The organism is Neisseria zoodegmatis (assembly GCF_900187305.1).
In the GTDB taxonomy this organism is placed as follows: Bacteria; Pseudomonadota; Gammaproteobacteria; order Burkholderiales; family Neisseriaceae; genus Neisseria; species Neisseria zoodegmatis.
The window spans coordinates 2,084,052-2,105,063 of the sequence record NZ_LT906434.1 but is presented as its reverse complement, the minus strand read 5'-3'; the positions used below and the strand labels follow the sequence as shown (position 1 = coordinate 2,105,063).

Here is a 21,012-nt window from a genome sequence, read left to right as displayed (position 1 = left end):
CTCAAGGCTGTTGTTGAGATGGCTGATTTGAAGCGCAGACGCGGCAGTGCGGATTTTTTTCCAGTTCAAACTGCTGCCATTCGTTTTGCAGAGCGTCATAGACGGAAAGCGTGCCGTGGCTTTGCTTGCCGATGCCTGCTAAGATTTTCAGTGCTTCGCCGGCTTGAGTGGTGCCGATGATGCCGACCAGCGGCGAGAATACGCCGAATAGGGCGCAAGCGCCGTCGTCAGCGTGGTTGCCGTCAAACAGGCAGGCGTAGCAGGGCGAATCGGAGAGGTCGGGGCGGTACACGGCAAGCTGGCCTTCAAAGCGCACGGCAGCGCCGGAAACCAACGGAGTGCGGGTGGCGACGGATGCCCGGTTCACGGCTTGACGGGTGGCAAAGTTGTCGCAGCAGTCAATTGCAATGGAAACGCCCGCCATCAAGTCTCTTAACCGTTCTTCGGTGAGCTGTTCGTTCAGCGCGCTGATACGGATGCGGCTGTTGATGTTTTTCAGACGGCCTGCCATCACTTCGGCTTTGCTTAAACCGATATCGGCTTCGGTGAAGGTGATTTGGCGTTGGAGGTTGGTGCTGTCGATGGTGTCGTGGTCGGCTATTATCAAATGCCCCACGCCGGCGGCGGCCAGATAAGGCAAAACCGCCGCGCCCAAGCCGCCGCAGCCGACCACCAATGCCGAGGCATTAAGCAGTTTTTGCTGGCCTTCGATGCCGATTTCTTCAAGCAGGATGTGGCGGCTGTAACGCAGCAGGTCGCGGTCGTCCATATCGGTTTTAATAGTTGAGGTTTTCTAAGTTGTTGTCGAAAACGAAATTGCCGCTCTTGCCGCCGGCTTTTTCTTCTAAATGAATTTGTGAAATAACCATGCTTTTATCTACGGCTTTGAGCATGTCGTAAATGGTGAGCAGGGAAATGTTAACCGCCGTTAAGGCTTCCATTTCCACGCCGGTTTTACCTTCGGTGCTGGCGGTTACGGTGGTTTTCACGCGGGCCAGTTGGAGGTCGACATCGAAGTCGATGCGCACATGGGTCAGGGCGACGGGATGGCACAAAGGAATCAGAAAGCCGGTTTGTTTGGAAGCCTGTATGCCTGCTACGCGGGCGATGCCCAAAACGTCGCCTTTGTTGGCGGCGCCGTTGGCAATCAGCTGGATGGCTTCGCGGCTCATGTTGATGTAGCCGCTGGCTTTGGCAACGCGTTTGGTGGGCGCTTTTTCGCCGATATCTACCATGTGGGCTTCGTTGTTTTCGTTGAAGTGGGTTAAGTCGATCATGATCGTTTCCTGAATGTGCTTGAAATAAAAAATAAAGCGGCTCTGCCGTTGTGTAAATCAACATATTGCTACTTGTCATACAGATAAAAGCAGGCCGTCTGAAAACTACGGTGGCATGGCTGCTATTTTAAGTGATTTTTACTGTGCCGACTATGGTAATGTCTATATTGCTCAAAAAGATGTCGGGCGATGCCACAGTGCATAAACGGCAGTATTAGGGCGTTTGCTTTACGGCATATTTTATATCTATTTTGATTTTTTGAACCTCGAATATTCGGATTCAAATCAAGCCGATTCAGGCCGGATTGCCGACAATGATGGTTTCTTCGCAAACCTTGCTATACAATCCCCGCACCGTTAATGTTACGAAAGAAAGACCATGCGGCTTCACATTCTCAGCAATCCGAAAGACGAACCCTTAGCAGCCGATGCGGAGTTTTTAACGCAATCGCTGTTTAAACTTCTGCACAACGAAACCACGGAAATCGTGCTGAACACGATTAAAAAACTGGCCGATTCAGACGACAGCAGCGCGGTAATTGAAGAAGTGCTGCCCAAGTTGAATGAGCGCCAAACCCAAAACCTGATTCTGGCATGCGGGTTGTTTTCGCAGATGTTGAATATCGCCGAAGATGTGCATCACGAACGCCGCCGTTTGGCGCACGAACACGCCGGCAGCTCCGCCGCGTCGGGCAGCGTGGCCGATACGGTGCGCAAACTCAAAGCACACGGAGTGGACGCCGCAGCCGTGCAAAACCAGCTCGACCATACCCACATTGCCGCCGTGTTGACGGCACATCCTACCGAAGTGCAGCGTCAGGCGACTTTGAATTTCCACCGCCGCATCCGTGCCTTACTGCCGCAATACGAGCGTTGCAACAGCGATGAAGAACGCACGGAATTGCAACGCGAAGTCGATGCCACCTTGCTCGCTTTGTGGCAAACCAGTGAAACCCGCCATTTCAAAGTTACCGTTAAAAACGAGATCAACAACGGCGTTTCTATTTTCCCGTTGAGTTTTTTCCAAGCCCTGCCCAAACTGTACCGCAGCATCGAAAAAGAATTTCAGACGACCTATCCCGATATCCGCATCCCCGACATTCTGCAAATCGGCGGCTGGATAGGCGGCGACCGCGACGGCAATCCTTTCGTATCCGCCGAAACCTTGCGCCATGCCTTTAGGCAGCATGCCGACACCGTATTCCACTATTACCGCCGCCAATTGGCCGAGCTGTATCACGATTTGCCGCTGTCGACACGGCGTGTGAACGTGAGCGAAGAAGTGCTGGCGCTGGCCGCCGTGTCGCCCGATACCGAAATCGCCCGCGAAGAAGAGCCTTACCGCCGCGCCATTGCCTACATCATGTCGCGCCTGATTGCCCGCGGGCATGAAATCGGCCTGACTTTGGGTTGCAAATTCGGTTTGGGCGAACCTTATCCAAACGCTGAAGCATTTATTGCCGACTTGAAAGCCATGCAGCGGTCTTTGCGCGATAACGGCAGCGCCATGCTGGCCGATGCGCGTTTGGCCGACATCATCCGCGCCGCTTCCGTGTTCGGCTTTTACATGATGCCGCTCGATTTGCGCCAACATGCTGCCAAGCATGCCGAAGTGGTGGCAGAACTTTTCCGCCATGCAGGTTTGGAAGATTACGACAGCCTGACGGAGCAGGAAAAACAAGCCGTTTTGCTGCGCGAGCTAAGCAACCAGCGCCCGCTGTACAACCCTTATATTGATTACAGCGAACACACGCAGCACGAGCTGGCGATTTTCCACGAAGCGCGTAAAGTGAAAGACGAGCTGGGCGAAAAAGCCATCAACCAAAGCATCATTTCCAACTGCGAACAGCCCAGCGACCTGTTGGCCTTAGCCGTTTTGTTACAGGAAACCGGCCTGCTGGTGTTGGAAAACGGCAAGCCCGTGAGCCGTATCAACATCGTGCCGCTGTTTGAAACCATCGAAGCACTCGAAAACGCCTGTTCCGTGATGGACACTCTTTTTAACCTGCCGTGGTACCGCGATTTGCTGGCCAGCCGCGACAACACGCAGGAAATCATGCTCGGCTATTCCGACAGCAATAAAGACGGCGGTTATGTAACCAGCTCGTGGGGCTTGTATCAGGCAGAACAAGGCTTGGTAGAACTTTTCAGACGGCATGGCATCAGAATGCGCCTGTTTCACGGTCGCGGCGGCAGCGTCGGTCGTGGCGGCGGCCCGTCTTACCAAGCCATATTGGCGCAGCCCGAAGGCAGCGTGGCCGGACAAATCCGCATTACCGAGCAGGGCGAAGTGATTACCGCCAAATATGCCGATGCCGGCAACGCGCACCGCAACTTGGAAACACTGGTTGCCGCCACGCTTGAAGCCAGCCTGCTGCCGCAACACCAAGACCCCGACAGCACACTGATGCAGGCATTGTCCGACAGCGCCTTCAAACACTACCGCGCCCTGATTACCTGCGACGGCTTTATCGACTACTTCCTGCAAACCAGCCCGATTCAAGAGATTGCCACCCTCAACTTGGGCAGCCGCCCAGCCAGCCGCAAAACATTGGCACGCATTCAAGATTTGCGTGCGATTCCGTGGGTGTTTTCATGGACGCAAAACCGCCTGATGCTGCCTGCGTGGTACGGCTTCGGCAGCGCGGTGGAAGAATTGTGCCAAGCCGATTCAGGCCGTCTGAAAGACTTGCAGCAGCATGCGCAAAACAATCCGTTTTTCCAAACCATGCTGTCGAATATGGAGCAGGTAATGGCAAAAACCGATTTGACGCTGGCCGAAAACTACGCAGGTTTGAGCCGGTCGCCCGAACGAGCCGCCGAGATTTTCGCCATGATCAAGCAAGAATACCTCAAGAGCCGCCAAGCACTCATGGATATTCTGCAAACCGAAGAGCTGCTTAGCGACAACCGCAGCCTCGCCCGCTCGCTGGCCTTGAGGATTCCCTATCTCAACGCACTGGGCGGCTTGCAGATAGCTTTGCTCAAACGCTTGCGCCAAGACCCTGAAAATGCCCACCTGCTGCAAATGGTGCACCTGACCATTAACGGCGTGGCACAGGGATTGCGTAACACGGGCTAAACTTAAAAGGCCGTCTGAAAATGTTTTTAGCGAAGTTCGCAAAGCTCACTTTCAGACGGCCTTTGATTTCATTTTTAAAACAGCAAACAGCCGGTATGCAGAAGCATATCGGCTGTTTTTTATTGGATTTATGAATAGGGTATGTAATATTTTATGTTAAAAAGATATTTCTAGGATATCGGCATGATTGGAGAGTTGTTCTTTCATAGCATAAAAGACGCAAAATCCAGACAAAAAAAACCATTCATACCAAGGGAGAAGTATGAATGGTCAATACATTGCGGGAAAACGTCTTACTGTCTTGGGCTGCCTCAAGGGAGAAAAGGCAACCGCTGCCAGTGCTTTGCATTCTAAACCCAGTTAGCTTTAAATGGGGTTAATCTGTGCAATTATTTTCATTTTTTACGTTCAGTGTTGTTTGTTTGCAAATGGCATAAATAAATTCCAAGCGATTATTGGTTTTCGCGTATCCATTTCAGCCATTTTTCAAACAAATCCGTTTGCAGGCCGGCGATAACCGAGCGTTTGAACACATGCTCGCCGCTCCAGAAAGCGTCGCCTTCCAGCGTGGCCAAGCTGCCGCCCGCTTCTTCAAAAATTAACGCACCCGCGGCGTAATCCCACAATTTTTGACCGCCGTGAACATAAATATCGTAGCGGCCGGCGGCAAGATAACACCAATCAAGCGTGCTGCTGCCCATGCTGCGCAGGCTGCCGAACGGCGCGAGCGTGTTCATGCGGCTGGAGAGCTTGCCGGAACGCAGGTATTTGATTTCTACGCCCGCAATGGCTTCGTGCAGCTGCTTGTCGACATGGCGCAAGGGCAGGGGGCGGCCGTTGAGATAAGCGCCTTTTTGGTGTTCGGAGTAAAAACATTCGTCGCTGACGGGGTTGTACACCACGCCGAGTTGGGCGCGGCCGTTGCGGATATAGGCGCACGAAAGCGCGAAATGGGGCAGGCCGTTGATGAAATTGTTGGTGCCGTCGATAGGATCGACCACCCACAGCCCGTCGCGGTTGTGCTGCCATAGTTCTTGCTGGCGGCGGGGCGTCATTTCTTCGCCGAGCATGGGGCAGTCGATGATTTCGGGCAGTTTAGCCGCAAATGCCGCCTGTGCCGCCAAATCCGCTTCTGTGAGCAGCGAGCCGTCGGCTTTGCGGCTGATGCTGACATCTAAAAAGCGGGGCATTACTTCGGCACGCGCCACTTCGCGCACCAGCACATGCAGTTTGTCTAACACGATGAATCGTCCTTAAATACTTGCTATTTCGGCCTGAAAACGACAATATTAACTTTTTTCTGCCAACGACACCAACCCCGTATGCCGCGCTTTTACGTCCCTTTTGCTTTGCACACCGGCCAAACCGTTGATTTGCCCGACAATGTGGTGCGCCATTTAAATGTGCTGCGCACCCGCATTCATGAAGAAATTGTTTTATTTAACGGAAACGGCAAAGCGTATCCCTCCCGACTGAGTATTTTGGAAAAGCGCCGTGCCGAGGCGGAAATTTTGTGCGAAGAGGCTGCCGACAACGAATCTCCGCTGCGGATTACGCTGGTGCAGGCGGTTTCAAGCGGCGAGCGCATGGATTTTACTTTGCAGAAAAGCGTGGAATTGGGCGTAACCGAAATACGGCCTGTGTTGAGCGAACGTTGTGTGGTGCGCTTGAGCGGAGAACGTGCCGACAAGCGTGCCGCGCGTTGGCAGGATATTGTGGTTTCGGCTTGCGAACAAAGCGGCAGAAACAGCGTGCCGCAAGTGCTGCCGCTGCAAAACTACCGCGATGCGCTGGCCGCGCTGCCCGACGACGGCACACGTTTGTTGATGAGCCTGAACCGCGCTTCGGCTTTGAAAGATATTGAGCCGCCTCCGCGCCATGTGGTGCTGATGATCGGCCCCGAAGGCGGTTGGACGGCGGCGGAAGAGCAACAGGCTTTTGATGCGGGGTTCCGTTCGATAACCTTAGGGCCGCGGGTATTGCGCACGGAAACGGCTTCGTTGGCAGCGATTGCGGCCATGCAGGCATTGTGGGGTGATTTTGCCTGATGTTGTGCCTGCGAACGGATAGGGCTGTCGAAATGAATCAGGCCGTCTGAAAGTGCTTTTTCAGACGGCCTCCGGTTTGTGTAGGGCGTTGGGTGTATGAAAAGTGTGCTGGAAAATCCGGCGTAAGCATGTGTGAACAGGTTTGCGGCCGGATATGCGGTTGAGGCCGTCTGAAAACTCAATCTAAGGCCAGCAACACATCTTCTTTCACTTCTTCCATCACCACATAGCTGCGGCTTTCGGCGGCGGCAGGCAGTTGCAGCAGGATATTGCCGAGCATATCGCGGTAGGCCGACATATCGGGCAGGCGCACTTTGATTAAATAGTCGTATTCGCCCGACACCAAATGGCATTCCAAAATTTGCGGAATCATCGATACTTCGCGGCGGAAGTCTTCAAAAATATTGCCCGACTTCGAGCGCAGTTTGAGTTCCACAAACACCAACAGGCTTTGCCCCAAAGCGTGCGGGTTGAGGTGGGCGTGGTAGCCGGTGATGATGTTTTCACGTTCCAAACGGCGCACGCGCTCGGTTACGGGCGTGGTGGACAGGCCGACTTTTTCAGCCAATTCCGTCATCGGAATGCGGGCGTTTTGTTGCAGGATTTTTAAAATTTTGCGGTCGGTTTTATCCAGTTCTTTCATCAAATTATTCACTATATCCATTCAAATTGTCATAATAATAATCTTTTTTACGGCTTAAATAAAGTGAATAAAACTATTAATAATTATTTAGACTTGAAAATACACTACGGATAAAATCGGCGGCTTTATAGCCGTTTTGCGTCAGCACCGAAAGGATGAAAAGAGAAAAACTATGCACGTTATCGTATTGGGCGCAGGCGTGGCAGGCGTGTGCACGGCTTGGTATTTGTTGGAAGCGGGCTGCAAAGTAACGGTAATCGACCGTGCCGACGGCGCGGCCATGGAAACCAGCTTTGCCAACGCAGGCCAGCTTTCCTACGGCTACACCACGCCGTGGGCGGCACCGGGCATTCCCGCAAAAGCAGCGAAATGGCTGTTTAAAAAGCATTCGCCGCTGATTTTCAAACCCGACGGCAGCCTGTTTCAACTGCAATGGCTGTGGCAGATGCTGGCAAACTGTAACGCAGCCCGCTACCACACCAATAAAGAGCGCATGGTGCGGATTTCAGAATACAGCCGCGAAATGTTCCGCCGCTTGGAAGCCCAAACCGGCATCGGTTTTGAAGGGCGGAGCAAAGGCACATTGCAGATTTTCCGCAGCCTGCACGAAGTAGAAGCCGCCGCCAAAGACATTGAAGTGCTCGAAGCATACGGCGTGCCTTACCAAAGGCTAAAAGCCGAAGAGTGCCTGCAATACGAGCCTGCTTTGAAAAGCGCGCTGCACAAAATTGCCGGCGCCCTGCATCTGCCGAACGACGCCACCGGCGACTGCCACCTCTTTACCCGCACGCTCGCCGCCATGTGCGCCGAAAAAGGCGTGGAGTTTAAGTTTAACCACACCATCGAGCGCATCGAACATTCAGACGGCCTCATTAAAGCCGTTTACGCAGGCGGGCAGCGCTTCGAAGCCGACCGCTATGTGTGCGCCCTCGGCAGCTTCAGCCGCCCCGCATTAACCGAATTGGGGCTGGATTTGCCAGTTTATCCCGTCAAAGGTTACTCGCTCACCGTTCCCATCATCGACAGCGACGCCGCGCCCGTTTCCACCATTATCGACGAAACCTACAAAGTGGCGATTACCCGTTTCGACCAACGCATCCGCGTCGGCGGCATGGCAGAGTTGTCGGGATACGCCATTCATTTAAATCCCGAACGCCGCGAAACCTTGGAGCTCGTGGTTAAAGATTTGTACCCGCACGGCGGCGATTTGGGCAAAGCAACATTCTGGAGCGGCCTGCGCCCGATGACACCCGACAGCACGCCGATTGTCGGCGGCACCCGCTTCGGCAACCTCTTTACCAACACCGGTCACGGCACGCTGGGCTGGACGATGTCGCTCGGCTCGGCAAAAATCACCGCCGATTTGGTGTGCGGCAAAGCTACCGAAGTGCGCAGCGATGATTTGGGTTTGAGCCGTTACCGCAAATAGTAAAACCACCAATCTAAAGCAGAGGCCGTCTGAAAATGAGTTTGCGAACTTCGCTAAACTTTTTCAGACGGCCTTAAATGATGTAAGCAACCTTGATTATTCAAAACCTATTGATGTGTATGCTTCACTATATTTGATTCATGTTTTACTGCTTACCGTTCTCCGTATATTTCTCGGCAACCACTTCTTTAATCGGCTCCGCTTCGGCGATTTTTTCGCGCGCTTCCTGTTTTTCTTCGCTGTCGGCAGCTTCTTTTTCCTGCACGGCTTCGGCGGCGGGGGCGAATTGGAATTTACCGTACACGGGGAAGTGGTCGGAGCCGATGGTGGGCAGCACTTCGATGCGGCTCATCATGAAGTCGCTGCTGTGGAAAATGTGGTCGAGCGGCCAGCGCAGGAGCGGGTAGCCGGCGTGGAAGGTGCTGTACATGCCTCGGCCTTTGCGGGGGTCGAGCAGGCCGCTGATTTGTTGGAACAGCCGCGAGGTGCGCGACCATGCTACGTCGTTTAGGTCGCCGAACACGAGCACGGAATGGTTGTTTTTTTCGATTTCTTTGCCGACGAGCAGCAGTTCGGCATCGCGGTCGGTGGAGGTGTCGGCTTCGGTGGGGCTGGGCGGCATGGGATGCAGGCAGTAAATGCGTATCCATTCGCCGGAGCGCAGTTGCAGCTCGGCGGCAATCGAGGGGATGTCTTCGGCAACCCAATGGCGGATTTCGACGTTTTGCAGGGGCAGGCGGCTGTATAGGTGCATGCCGTAAAGGTTGTCGAGCGGGATTTTAACGGTATAGGTGTAGTCGAGTTCGTGTTCGAGCGGGGCGAGTTGTTGTTCCCACCAGCCGTCGCTTTCCAAAGTGAGCACGACGTCGGGCTGATATTGGCGTACTTGGTTGAGCAGCAGGTCGGCTCGGCGGTTGTGGGTGAGCACGTTGCCGGTAATCAGTGAGATGGTGCGGTCGTTGTCGTCGCCTTTATACTGGAGCACTTCGGGTTTGCTCAGGCGGGTGTAGGCGGCGATTTCTTTGAGCTGGTAGGCGAAGCAGGCGAGGTTGAGGATTTCAAAGGCGATGAAGAGCGGATGTTCGTGCTGCTGCCAAAGAATGTTCAGCACCACGCACAACAGGCTTACGGCGGCTATCTGCGGACGGGGAAAGTCGAAGATGCGGAACGTCCAATGGCTGTGGTTGATTAAAGGGAGCAGGGTGGCCAAAATCGGCAACAGCAGCAAGGCAAACAGCAGCCAGTCGGTAAGATCAAATGCGGACATAATATAAAAAGCGGGAAAGAAATGGTGTATCGGGTGGATATTAACGAAAGCCTTGTGATGCTGCAAACCTGTATCGGAAATAATCTGCTTGGGATTGGTGTTTGATGCCGTCTGAAAGCAAACTTGTGAGCTTTCAGACGGCATCGAGGCTTTGTGCAACCGGCAATGGTTCTAAAATATTTGTATCACAAGCCAAACCGCCTCTACGAATTGAAAAACAACAGCCGAAGCGCGCTTCAAACACGCTTCGGCTGTTTTACACTGATTCATCAGCTTATCCGCCGATTATCGGTTTACTCTTCATACGCGCTCATCGGCGGGCAAGAGCAGACCAAATTCCTGTCGCCGTACACATCGTCCACCCTGTTCACGCTCGGCCAGAATTTGTTTTCGCGCACATAGGGCAGCGGGAATACGGCTTCTTCGCGGGTGTAGGCGCGGTTCCATTCTCCGGCCACGTTAAAGGCGGTGTGCGGTGCGTTGACCAACGGATTGTCGTCTTTCGGCCATACGCCGTTTTGCACTTTCAGCACTTCCTGTTTGATGGACTTCAACGCGGCGATGAAGCGGTCGAGTTCGGCTTTGCTTTCGCTTTCGGTCGGCTCTATCATCAGCGTACCGGCCACGGGGAACGACACGGTGGGGGCGTGGAAGCCGTAATCCATCAGGCGTTTGGCGATGTCGGTTTCGGTAATGCCGCTTTCGGCTTTGAGCGGACGCAAATCAACGATACATTCGTGCGCAACGCGGCCGTTTTTGCCGGTGTAGAGAATCGGGTAATCCGCGCTCAATTCTTTGGCGACATAGTTGGCGTTCAGCAATGCCCATTGGGTGGCCTGCTCCATGCCGGTTTTGCCCATCATGGTGATGTACATCCAAGTAATCGGCAGGATGCTGGCGGAGCCGTAGGGCGCGGAGGATACGGCGCTCATGCCGTCGGTTGCGCCTTCCACGGGCGATACGGTGTGGCTCGGTGCGAACGGGGCGAGATGGGCTTTCAAGCCGATGGGCCCCATGCCGGGGCCGCCGCCGCCGTGCGGGATGCAGAAGGTTTTGTGCAGGTTCATGTGCAATACGTCTGCGCCCACTTCGGCGGGCTGCATGATGCCGATTTGGGCGTTCATGTTCGCGCCGTCCATATACACTTGGCCGCCGTGGTCGTGGATGATTTGGCAGATGTCGCGGATGCCTTCTTCATACACGCCGTGGGTGGAGGGATAGGTAATCATCAGCGCGCCCAAGTTTTGCTGATGCTCGGCGGCTTTGGCTTTCAGGTCTTCGATATCGACGTTACCCTGCTCGTCGGTTTTCACCACCACCACTTTCATACTCAGCATTTGCGCGGTGGCGGGGTTGGTGCCGTGCGCGGATTGGGGAATCAGGCACACGTTGCGGTCGGGCTGACCGTTGGCTTCGTGATAGCGGCGGATAGACAGCAAGCCGGTGTATTCGCCTTGTGCGCCGGAGTTCGGCTGGATGGAAATTGCGTCAAATCCGGTGATGGCTTTGAGCTGGTCTTGCAAATCGGTGAGCATCTGCATGTAGCCCGCCACTTGGTCGCGCGGGGCGAAGGGGTGGATGCTGCTGAACTCGGGCCAAGTAATCGGCAGCATTTCGCTGGTGGCGTTCAGCTTCATGGTACAGCTGCCGAGTGAAATCATGCTGCGGTTCATCGCCAAGTCGCGTTCTTCCAGCTTTTTCAGGTAGCGCAGCATTTCGTGTTCGGTGTGGTAGCTGTTGAACACGGGGTGCTGCAAGATGGCATCTTTTCTCAACAGGCCGTCTGAAAGTTTGCTCGAGGCTTGTTCGGGCAGGCTTTGCGCTTTGCCGGTAAAGAGTTCCACCAACTTGGCAAAATCGGCGGCGGACGTTTCCTCATGGAACGCCACGGCCAACACGTTTTCATTCACTTGACGCAGGTTGTAGCCCGCATTTAAGGCGGCCTGATAAATCTCTTTGGCTTTCGCGCCGCAATCTACGGCTACGGTGTCGAAGAACACTTCATGCACCACTTTGAGGCCGTCTGAAACCACCGCGTCGGCAAACGCAGCCGCCAGCGCGTGAATGCGGTTGGCAATGCGTTTCACACCTTCCGGGCCGTGGTAAACGGCGTACATGCCCGCCAAGTTGGCCAGCAGAGCCTGCGCGGTACAGATGTTGGAAGTCGCCTTTTCGCGGCGGATGTGCTGCTCGCGGGTCGATAAAGCCATGCGCAGCGCGGGTTTGCCCGAAGCGTCTTTCGACACGCCGATAATGCGGCCGGGCGACGAGCGTTTGAATTCGTCTTTAAACGCAAAGTAAGCCGCGTGCGGGCCGCCGAAGCCCATCGGCACGCCGAAACGCTGGGTGTTGCCCAAAGCAATGTCGGCGCCTAAAGAAGCGGGCGATTTCAGCAGCACCAAGCTCATCACGTCGGCCGCCACCGCCACAATCACGCCTTTTTCTTTCAGACGGCCTATCACGGCTTCCAAATCGCGCACATCGCCGTCTTTGCCGACATATTGGAACAGCGCGCCGAAGAAATCGCCTTCGGAGGTCGTCTGAAAATCGCCCACCACCAACTCAAAGCCGAAATATTTGGCACGGGTTTTCATCACGTCGAGCGTTTGCGGATACACGCGCTCGTCCACAAAAAATTGATTCGATTTAGACTTACCCACGCGCTTGGCCATCGCCATCGCCTCGGCCGCCGCCGTCGCCTCATCCAACAACGACGCGCCCGCCACTTCAAAGCCGGTAAGGTCGATACACATTTGCTGGAAGTTCAACAAAGCCTGCAAACGGCCTTGCGCCACTTCCGACTGATAAGGCGTATAAGCCGTGTACCAGCCCGGGTTTTCCAGCACATTGCGCAAAATCACATTCGGCAGGCGGGTCGGGTAATAGCCCAAGCCGATATAGCTTTTGTTCACCTTGTTTTTCGCCGCCACACCTTTGAGCTTCGCCAACGCATCGGCCTCACTCAAGGCTTCGGGCAGATTGAGTTCAGACGGCATACGGATGCTTTGCGGCACGGTGTTGTCGATAAAACTTTCCATGCTGCTTTCGCCGAGGGCTTTCAATAGCGCCGCTTCGTCTTTGAAACTGATGTGGCGTGATGCAAATTCGTTTTGGTTAAACAAATCTTTGAAATCCATGATTTTTCCTTTGTATGTAAAGCGGGGCGGCAGCATCGGTGCAGAGCCGCCCAGACGCAGGCTATTTTAAACGCTTTTTTGGGCGGCGGGCACGGGTTTTCTGTGAAGCAGGGGTATAAACAATGCCCGAAACGTAAGTTAAACGGCGGGATTCGGCTTGGAAGGCGTGAGGCCGTCTGAAACGGGTATGTGCTATGATTGAGAATAATTCCTATTAGAGTGGAGGTATATGCTGATGGACGGCAAAATTTCTCCCGATAAAGTCGGCACTTTATCGGAAACCATGCTGATTACGCTGTGGGCGAAAGCGGTGGAAAACGACCGACCCGATGCGCTGCTGCGGGACGAGGCGGCCGCGCGCATGATGAAACAGATCGACTACGATTTCAGCACGTTTGCCAGAGCAAAAATGTCGCAGCCCGGCTGCTGCGGGCGTGCCGCTTTGATGGATAATGAAATCAAAGGCTTTTTGGCAAAACACCCCGATGCCGTGGTTGTGCAGCTCGGCGCGGGGCTGGATGCGCGTTTCGAGCGTTTGGGCAAACCCGCCGTTATCGCTTGGTATGATTTGGATTTACCCGAAGTGATTGAACTGCGCCGACAACTGCTGCCGGAAGACGGCAATCATTATCTGGCTGAGTCGATGTTTAATGAAGGCTGGATGGATACGGTAGCGGCGCACGGCAAGCCCGTTTTGTTGGTGCTGGAAGGGGTGCTGATGTATTTTGACGTGACGGAAGTGCAGGCGCTTTTTGCCAAACTCATACGCAAGCTGCCGGGCGTGGTCGTGGTATTCGATATCGTGCCGGCGGTGGCGGTCGGCAAAGCGAAGTACCATGATACACTGAAGAAAATGAATAAAGGCGGCGAACGCCCCGAATTCAAATGGTCAGTGGTTGATGTAAGCGAGATGGAGAAGTGGCTGCCCGGCTTGCGTGTCGAGCATGTGGCTTATTTAAGTGATTGCTGCGGCCACCGCTATCCGTGGATCGCCCGTTTGCTTTACCGTACCCGTTGGGGTAAGCGGAACTTAGACCAACGGATTGTGCGTATTGCGTTGGGAGAGGCCGTCTGAAAAGCTGATGCGGGGTTTGGGCGAAACCCTTAAAGAGTTCGCTTTAGCGAAGCTCGCAAAGCCCGCTTTCAGACGGCATCAGATAGAGGCTATTTGAGATTTAAGCGTTTTCCCCATTTTTTTGCGAACTCGGTCAGCTCGGCCACGCTTTCGGGCTTCAGCATCGGGCGGGCTTGTTTGGCGAGTGTTTTGGCTTCTTGCAGATTGATTTCGCCTGCGCGGTAGCGTGCCCAATGGGTTTGCACGTAGTCGGACATTTCCTGCTGATGCGTTTCCTGCGTGTGTTTGAGGATGAATTTTAAGGCTTGTTTTTCGATGATGTTCATGGGGTTGAACGGCTTTGATTTGAAGGGAAGGCCGTCTGAAAATGTGTTTTCAGACGGCCTTTATATCATTTTAATAACAATACCGTCATACTCGGGCTTGACCCGAGTATCTAGAGTTCCAGCAACTTTAGGAGATACTCGGGTCAAGCCCGAGTATGACGAACGTACTATTTTTAAGTTGATTCACTATGATTGACTGAAGTAAACCTGATGTTAGGCCACTTGGGTTTGGTGCTCGTCGCCGTTGCGCGCGCGGATTTCGCCTAAGCGGTAAACGGTTTCGCCTTGTTCGGCCAAGAATGTTTGCACTGCATCGGCATCTTCTTTAGCGATGATGACGACCATGCCGATGCCGCAGTTGAAGGTGCGGTACATTTCTTGTTGCGCCACGTTGCCCGCTTGCTGCAGCCATTGGAACAGCTTGGGCATTTCCCATGCTTTGACGTCGATTTGGGCGACGGTGTTTTCGGGCAGCACGCGCGGTACGTTTTCGGTGATGCCGCCGCCGGTGATGTGCGCCATGCCTTTGATGGTGAACTGTTTCAATGCGGCGAGAATCGGTTTCACATACAGGCGGGTAGGGGCGATGATGGCTTGGCGCAGGGTTTTGCCGCCGTCGAACGGTGCGTCCAAATCGGGCTGGTCGCGCTCGATGATTTTGCGTACCAATGAATAGCCGTTGGAATGGGCGCCGTTGGAAGCCAAGCCCAGCACCACGTCGCCGGACACGATGCTGCGGCCGTTGATCACTTGGTCTTTTTCCACCACGCCCACGGCGAAGCCGGCCAAGTCGTATTCGCCTTCGGGATACATGCCGGGCATTTCGGCGGTTTCGCCGCCGATGAGGGCGCAGCCGGATTCTTCGCAGCCTTGGGCAATGCCTTTAATCACGTCGGTAGCGCGGGCAACATCGAGTTTGCCGCAGGCGAAGTAGTCGAGAAAAAACAGCGGCTCCGCGCCTTGCACCAGAATGTCGTTCACGCTCATGGCCACGAGGTCGATGCCCACGGTGTCGTGTTTGTCCCAATCGAAAGCCAGTTTCAGTTTGGTGCCCACGCCGTCGGTGCCGGAAACGAGCACGGGGTTTTGGTATTTTTGGCCGATTTCCACCAGTGCGCCGAAGCCGCCCAAATCGCCCAATACTTCGGGGCGCATGGTGCGTTTGGCAAAAGGTTTGATGTTTTCAACGAGTTGGTCGCCTGCGTCGATGTCTACGCCTGCGTCGCGGTAGCTCAATGAATCGCTCATGTTTCTGGCTCTCTGTAAGGGATAAAAATTGCGGCTATTTTACCTGAATTTGCAGAAGCATGGTTTGCGGCGGGCAAATAATTTCAGACGGCCTTCGGGCTATTTGCTATTAATAGATGCGAATCCGCTTCATGTGCCGATTGTCGGCTGCTTGATGCGCGGCGCGGTCTAAACTGGTATGCTTCACTCCGTTTTTGAAACGCACGGGAAAAGTGCGTGGATTTGCACACAGGAAAGATTATGTATCGTAAAAAAACGCGCGGTGCGAAGCCGTGGATTGTGATGACGGTGGTGCTGTTGCTGCTGGTGTGGCTGCTGTATGCGCTGGGCAATATTTTGACGCCGTTTATTGTGGCGGCGGTGCTGGCGTATATTTTGAACCCGTTGGTGGAAAAGCTGCGTAATAAAGGTGTGAAGCGCGGCCCGGCGTCGATGCTGGTGATGATTTTTGCGCTGCTGATATTGTTGGCTTTGATGCTGATTATTGTGCCGATGCTGATCAGCCAGTTTAACAATATGATCGACCGCGTGCCGCAGATTGTGGATTTTGTGCAGGGCAAGCTGTTGCCGTGGCTGGATAAGTTGGCGGGCAAGCATGCAACGATTAATGTGCAGAGTATTGCTGTGTGGATTCAATCGCACACGGGCGAGTTGAACAATGCCCTGCGCCGGATTGCGCCGACCTTGATGCGCCAGAGCAGCAATGTGGCGGTGGGCTTGACCAATCTGATGCTGCTGCCGTTTCTGCTTTATTATTTCCTGCTCGACTGGCAACGTTGGTCGCGCGGGATTAAGGCTTTGATTCCGAGACGCTTTATCGACACTTACACGCGCATCACGGGCAATATGGACAAGGTGTTGGGCGAGTTTTTGCGCGGTCAGCTGTTGGTCATGCTGATTATGGGCGTGATTTACGGCGTGGGGCTGATGCTCACCGGCTTGGATTCGGGCTTTGCCATCGGCATGATCGCCGGCATTTTGGTGTTTGTGCCGTATTTGGGTGCGTTTACCGGCCTGCTGTTGGCTACGCTGGCAGCCTTGCTGCAATTCGGTTCGTGGCAGGGTTTGCTGATGGTGTGGGCGGTGTTTGGTGTAGGGCAGTTTTTGGAGAGCTTCTTCATCACGCCGAAAATCGTGGGCGACCGCATCGGCCTTTCGCCTTTCTGGGTGATTTTCTCGTTGATGGCGTTCGGTCAGTTGATGGGCTTCGTGGGCATGTTGATCGGCCTGCCGCTGGCGGCGGTTACGCTGGTACTGCTGCGCGAAGGGGCGGATGTTTACTTCAAGAGCCTGTTTTACAAGCATAAGTAAAGGGTAGTGCCGCCGATATGAGAGGCCGTCTGAAAAGTTTTTCAGACGGCCTTTGTTGTTGGGAGGATGGTTTTGGAATCAACGCTTAATCAATGGTTTTTTGTCTGCCTTTGTGCAGTTTCCATTTCACGCCGTAGCCCAGCAGCACGGGGGCGAGGGCGAGAATCCATTTGAACGTCCAAGTGGCGTACCACGGTTTGGCAATCACGATGGTGTCGGCCGAAATCGTGCCGCCTGAAACGAGAATGTCGCGCACGGCCACCCAGTCGAGATACGGCCACCAGCAGGCGGTGAGCAGGCCGAGGAAAAACGGCCAAATGTTGCGGCTCAAATTGCGCTGCCACAATACGAAACACACCACCGAGCAAATCAGCGTCAGCGCGGTAATTAGCAGCTTGGTTTGCATCGGCGCACCGAAGTAGTTGGCAATCAGATAAGTGAGGACTACCCACAAGGCGGCAAGGGTGGCTAAGATGAGTTCTTCCGGTCGTTTGAACATGCAGAAATCCTTTATGTTGCGGCAGCGTTTCGGTGGAGGCCGTCTGAAAACGGCAGATAAACAGGCGCTTAATATACCGCAAAATAAAAGCGCTGGATACGGTAGGCTGCGGAAGCGCGGGTTTCGGGTGCTTGGAAAAGCCGCTAAAATAAAGCCGCCGGGGCTGTTGGCAACGGTCTCGAAACCTTTAAGAACCACTCAGCGGCGGAACCATCTATGAACAGCAAAATCATCATCACCGGCCACAGCAGCGGGCTTGGCTTGGCATTGGCCGGACACTACTTGCAGCAGGGATGCAGCGTATTGGGGCTGGCGCGGCGGCAGGCGGCTTTGAGGCCGTCTGAAAAACTGATTCAGCACAGCGTGGACTTAAGCTGCACACAAGCCGTGTCCGCCTTGCTTTCAGACGGCCTGATTGACGGTTTTATCGCAGACGCCGACGAAATAGTATTCATCAACAACGCCGCCGTTGTAACGCCCAATGCCGTTGCAGGCAGGCAAGACGCAGGCGAAATCGCCGCCGCCGTGTCTCTGAACGTCGCTGCGCCGCTGCTGCTTACCAATCATGTGATCGCCTGCAAACCCGCGGGCAGTATCCTGAAAATCGTCCACATCAGCAGCGGGGCAGGGCGCAATGCGTATCCGGGCTGGAGCGTGTACGGCGCTACCAAAGCCGCGCTCGACCATCACGCCCGCTGCATTGCCGCCGAGCAGCATGCCGGCGTTGCCATTGCCGCCATCGCCCCGGGCGTGGTCGATACCGACATGCAGGCGGAAATCCGTGCCGCCGATGCCGGAGTATTTCCGATACGGCAGCGGTTTCACGATTTGAAAGAACAAGGCGGGTTAAGCAGCCCTGCCGATACCGCCACCCGCATCGCCGCCATGATTGAAGATTCAAACTTCGGAAGCGAAACTTTAGATGACGTACGCCGCAGCCCTAGCCAACAATGATTTATTATTTTCAGACGGCCTCATCATGATTAAAGCTTAAAGGCCGTCTGAAAAAGACTTTATCCGTATAAAGGCCAAACACATGAGCAACGATTTCCAATCCACCCTCAAAGCGCTGGGCAAGCAAGCCAAACAACAGGCACAAGCGCGTGCCGAAGCCGAAGAACGCACGCGCAAACAAGCCGCCGAGGAAGTGGACTTTGCCAAAGAAATGGGCGGCGTGGTGCCGCTGAAAAACAGCAACCGCTACGCCCCGCCGCGCGACAAAAGCCCCATGAAACCGCGTAAAACCGATGCGGCGGCCTTGGCGGCGGAAGACTATTTTTATGTAGGCGACGGCGGCTTCGACGAACCGCCCGCCTCGTTTAGCAAAAACGGGCAGGGCAAAAACGACATCCGCCGCCTGCAAAGCGGGCATTGGCCAGTGGTGGCCGACGTGGATTTGCACGGCTACACGCAGGAGCAGGCGCAGGAAGTGTTGAACGAATTTATCGAGTTCACCAAAAAACGCGGCGTGTGCGGCGAGATTGTGCACGGCAGCGGTTTGGGTTCGTCCGGCTACAAGCCTGTGCTCAAAACCCTCGTGCGCCGCTGGCTGATGGCGCATCCCGACGTGCTGGCCTATGTGGAGCCGCACAAAGGCAACGACGGCGCGGTGCGGATTTTGCTCAAACGCAATAAAACTTGGGAAACGGAATAGCATCCGGCTCAGAGTTTGCCGGTATGTAAACCTTGTGCAGCATGGGCGAAAAAGGCGTACATTTAAGAAAGGAACAGCCGCTGGCTTTCCGCCATCCGTTTCCCGCCTGCCAAAGGAGCGTGTTATGAAAATGTTGCAAACTGCCGCCGTTTTAAGTGCCGCCTTATCGCTGGCCGCCTGTGCCGTAACGCCCGAACAACGGGCGGCAAGGGAAGCGGCGCAGAGAAAATACGAACAGGATTTGCAGGTGTCGCTGGCTGCCCAATGCGACAAAGAAACCGCCGAATTGATGCGCGAGCAGTTCGATGCGCCGCCGCGCAGCGACAAAGAGCAAAAAGCGTTCCGCCTGCGTTATGTGGATAAGGTTGCCGACCCGATGTTTCAGGCGTGCTATAAAATGGCGTGGCAAAACTATATTGCGCGTCAAGAATTGGAGCGGCTGCGCTATTACGATGATTGGGCTGATTTTTATCCGTTCCGACGCTTTTGCTATTACTGCTGGTAAGTTTTTTTCAGACGGCCTTGATAGGCCGTCTGAAATTTTTTGTAGGGGGAAACCAGCGCAATCAGGCATAATATGCGCCGCATTTCGGGCTGCGGGTTGAGGATGCGGAAGGCGGGAGGTATCCGCCGTGTTCTCAATAAAAGCAAAAACTTGCTCCGCCGCGGCCTCAGCGCTGTTAATAAGGAATAGATTATGTCTGTAAAAAATCCGTCGCTGCTGGGCGGCGCGTTAATCATTGCAGGTACGGTAATCGGTGCCGGTATGCTGGCCAACCCTACCGCCACGTCGGGCATCTGGTTTACCGGCTCGCTGCTGGTGCTGCTCTACACTTGGTTTTCCATGCTTTCCAGCGGATTGATGCTGCTGGAAGTGAATACCCATTACCCGCACGGTGCCAGTTTCGATACGATGGTAAAAGATTTGCTCGGCAAAGGTTGGAATGCGGTAAACGGATTTGCCGTGGCGTTTGTGCTTTATCTGCTCACTTACGCCTATATTTTCGTAGGCGGCGATTTAACCGCCAAAGGTTTGAGCAGCCTGCTGAAAGGGCAGGTAGGCTTGCCTGCGGGGCAGCTGCTGTTTTTCTTTGTGTTGGCGTTTTGCGTGTGGGCATCGACCCGCTGGGTGGACCGGCTGACCAGTATTTTGATTGCCGGTATGGTAATCGCCTTTTTCTGGGCCACCGGCGGCTTGCTGACAAGCGTGAAACTGCCGGTGCTGTTCGACAGCAATGCGGCGCCGGTCACGCAATATTGGATTTATGTTGCCGCCGCGCTGCCGGTGTGCTTGGCATCTTTCGGCTTTCACGGCAATGTGTCGAGCCTGCTGAAATACTTCAACGGAGATGCCCCCAAAGTTGCGCGCGCTTTGCAGGGCGGCACGCTGATGGCACTGGTGATTTATGTGCTGTGGCAGCTGGCCATTCAGGGCAATCTGCCGCGCAATGCCTTCGGCCCGGTGATTGAAGTGAACGGTCAAGTGTCGGTGCTGATTGAAACCTTGTCGAAATTCGTACCCACCGGCAGCATGGCCGCGGTGTTGTCGTTTTTCGCCTATTTGGCGATTGCCACTTCTTTTTTGGGCGTGACACTGGGTTTGTTTGACTATCTGGCCGATATGTTCAAATGGGATAACAGCTTGGCAGGCCGCACCAAAACTGCCGCGCTTACCTTTCTGCCGCCTCTGGTGTGCTGCTTGCTGTTCCCGACCGGTTTTGTGAAGGTCATCGGCTATGTCGGCCTTGCGGCAACGGTGTGGACGGCTTTGATTCCGGCCATGCTGCTTTACCGTTCGCGCCAAAAATTCACAGAAAACAAAGGCTATCAGGTTTACGGCGGCATGTGGCTGATTGTGTGGGTGTTTGCATTCGGCGTAATCAATATCGCCGCGAAAATTTTGCATGAATGGGAAGTGGTGCCGGTATTCAAAGGCTGAAGTATATTGAGGCCGTCTGAAAAACGCTTTGAACCTTCGTGCCGTATTGCAACACGCGCACGGCAGCGGCCGATAAA

19 protein-coding genes are annotated in these 21,012 nt (G+C 54.4%); 9 read left to right on the top strand and 10 right to left on the bottom strand.

The window, feature by feature from the left end; all coding sequences use genetic code 11:
- Position 1 precedes the first annotated feature (1 nt).
- A complete protein-coding gene (locus CKV66_RS09885) occupies positions 2 to 769 on the bottom strand; it encodes a HesA/MoeB/ThiF family protein (protein WP_085362878.1) in 768 nt (255 codons plus the stop codon).
- Positions 770 to 776: 7 nt separating this feature from the next.
- Positions 777 to 1,277 (bottom strand): cyclic pyranopterin monophosphate synthase MoaC, encoded by a 501-nt coding sequence (gene moaC, locus CKV66_RS09880; protein ID WP_085362879.1) that lies wholly within the window; start codon positions 1,275 to 1,277, stop codon positions 777 to 779.
- A 379-nt stretch (positions 1,278 to 1,656) separates the two neighbouring features.
- Here moaC and ppc point away from each other — a divergent pair, with 379 nt between their 5' ends.
- The gene (ppc, locus tag CKV66_RS09875) at positions 1,657 to 4,359 is read left to right on the top strand and encodes a phosphoenolpyruvate carboxylase (protein WP_085362880.1); all 2,703 of its coding nucleotides are present in this window, start codon (positions 1,657 to 1,659) and stop codon (positions 4,357 to 4,359) included.
- 452 nt (positions 4,360 to 4,811) lie between these two features.
- Here the strand turns inward: ppc and CKV66_RS09870 are convergent, their stop codons facing one another.
- Positions 4,812 to 5,600: an inositol monophosphatase family protein gene (locus CKV66_RS09870; RefSeq protein ID WP_085362881.1), complete on the bottom strand. Its 789-nt coding sequence runs from the start codon at positions 5,598 to 5,600 to the stop codon at positions 4,812 to 4,814.
- Between the two features lie 81 nt (positions 5,601 to 5,681).
- Between CKV66_RS09870 and CKV66_RS09865 the strand changes: the two genes are divergently transcribed.
- Entirely contained in the window at positions 5,682 to 6,407 is a 726-nt protein-coding gene (locus CKV66_RS09865; RefSeq protein WP_085362882.1) for a 16S rRNA (uracil(1498)-N(3))-methyltransferase, read from the top strand.
- A gap of 178 nt (positions 6,408 to 6,585) precedes the next feature.
- Here CKV66_RS09865 and CKV66_RS09860 read toward each other — a convergent pair whose 3' ends face one another.
- On the bottom strand, positions 6,586 to 7,050 hold the full coding sequence (locus CKV66_RS09860; protein ID WP_085362919.1) for a winged helix-turn-helix transcriptional regulator: 465 nt from the start codon (positions 7,048 to 7,050) through the stop codon (positions 6,586 to 6,588).
- A 172-nt stretch (positions 7,051 to 7,222) separates the two neighbouring features.
- On the opposite strand from CKV66_RS09860, the gene CKV66_RS09855 reads away from it, so the two are divergent.
- Positions 7,223 to 8,479, top strand: a complete 1,257-nt coding sequence (locus CKV66_RS09855) for a D-amino acid dehydrogenase (protein ID WP_085362883.1) — start codon at positions 7,223 to 7,225, stop codon at positions 8,477 to 8,479.
- A 145-nt stretch (positions 8,480 to 8,624) separates the two neighbouring features.
- Here the strand turns inward: CKV66_RS09855 and CKV66_RS09850 are convergent, their stop codons facing one another.
- Entirely contained in the window at positions 8,625 to 9,890 is a 1,266-nt protein-coding gene (locus CKV66_RS09850) for an endonuclease/exonuclease/phosphatase family protein (RefSeq protein ID WP_231990484.1), read from the bottom strand.
- A gap of 149 nt (positions 9,891 to 10,039) precedes the next feature.
- Positions 10,040 to 12,883, bottom strand: coding sequence for an aminomethyl-transferring glycine dehydrogenase (gene gcvP, locus CKV66_RS09845; protein WP_085362921.1), 2,844 nt, complete (start codon positions 12,881 to 12,883; stop codon positions 10,040 to 10,042).
- A gap of 235 nt (positions 12,884 to 13,118) precedes the next feature.
- Here gcvP and CKV66_RS09840 point away from each other — a divergent pair, with 235 nt between their 5' ends.
- On the top strand, positions 13,119 to 13,958 hold the full coding sequence (locus CKV66_RS09840; protein ID WP_085362884.1) for a class I SAM-dependent methyltransferase: 840 nt from the start codon (positions 13,119 to 13,121) through the stop codon (positions 13,956 to 13,958).
- Positions 13,959 to 14,047: 89 nt separating this feature from the next.
- Here CKV66_RS09840 and CKV66_RS09835 read toward each other — a convergent pair whose 3' ends face one another.
- Both CKV66_RS09835 and purM read right to left on the bottom strand, forming a co-directional pair.
- Entirely contained in the window at positions 14,048 to 14,284 is a 237-nt protein-coding gene (locus tag CKV66_RS09835) for a hypothetical protein (protein ID WP_085362885.1), read from the bottom strand.
- Positions 14,285 to 14,497: 213 nt separating this feature from the next.
- Positions 14,498 to 15,532 (bottom strand): phosphoribosylformylglycinamidine cyclo-ligase, encoded by a 1,035-nt coding sequence (gene purM, locus CKV66_RS09830; RefSeq protein WP_085362887.1) that lies wholly within the window; start codon positions 15,530 to 15,532, stop codon positions 14,498 to 14,500.
- A gap of 240 nt (positions 15,533 to 15,772) precedes the next feature.
- Between purM and CKV66_RS09825 the strand changes: the two genes are divergently transcribed.
- Positions 15,773 to 16,843, top strand: coding sequence for an AI-2E family transporter (locus CKV66_RS09825; protein WP_085362888.1), 1,071 nt, complete (start codon positions 15,773 to 15,775; stop codon positions 16,841 to 16,843).
- Positions 16,844 to 16,928: 85 nt separating this feature from the next.
- On the opposite strand, the gene CKV66_RS09820 is transcribed toward CKV66_RS09825, so the two are convergent.
- Positions 16,929 to 17,342 carry a hypothetical protein gene (locus tag CKV66_RS09820; protein ID WP_085362889.1) on the bottom strand — a complete coding sequence of 138 codons (414 nt, stop codon included), beginning with the start codon at positions 17,340 to 17,342 and terminating at the stop codon, positions 16,929 to 16,931.
- A 216-nt stretch (positions 17,343 to 17,558) separates the two neighbouring features.
- Here CKV66_RS09820 and CKV66_RS09810 point away from each other — a divergent pair, with 216 nt between their 5' ends.
- The 3 genes from CKV66_RS09810 (at position 17,559) to CKV66_RS09800 (ending at position 19,501) form a co-directional block, all read left to right on the top strand.
- A complete protein-coding gene (locus CKV66_RS09810; RefSeq protein ID WP_085362891.1) occupies positions 17,559 to 18,296 on the top strand; it encodes an SDR family NAD(P)-dependent oxidoreductase in 738 nt (245 codons plus the stop codon).
- Between the two features lie 82 nt (positions 18,297 to 18,378).
- Positions 18,379 to 18,996: a Smr/MutS family protein gene (locus CKV66_RS09805; protein ID WP_085362892.1), complete on the top strand. Its 618-nt coding sequence runs from the start codon at positions 18,379 to 18,381 to the stop codon at positions 18,994 to 18,996.
- Between the two features lie 124 nt (positions 18,997 to 19,120).
- Positions 19,121 to 19,501, top strand: coding sequence for a hypothetical protein (locus tag CKV66_RS09800; protein WP_085362893.1), 381 nt, complete (start codon positions 19,121 to 19,123; stop codon positions 19,499 to 19,501).
- Here CKV66_RS09800 and CKV66_RS12660 read toward each other — a convergent pair.
- Entirely contained in the window at positions 19,489 to 19,647 is a 159-nt protein-coding gene (locus tag CKV66_RS12660) for a hypothetical protein (protein WP_158087791.1), read from the bottom strand. The two genes, CKV66_RS09800 and CKV66_RS12660, sit on opposite strands and share 13 nt — an antisense overlap.
- Positions 19,648 to 19,693: 46 nt before the next feature.
- On the opposite strand from CKV66_RS12660, the gene CKV66_RS09795 reads away from it, so the two are divergent.
- Positions 19,694 to 20,935, top strand: a complete 1,242-nt coding sequence (locus CKV66_RS09795) for an aromatic amino acid transporter (RefSeq protein WP_085362894.1) — start codon at positions 19,694 to 19,696, stop codon at positions 20,933 to 20,935.
- Positions 20,936 to 21,012 lie beyond the last annotated feature (77 nt).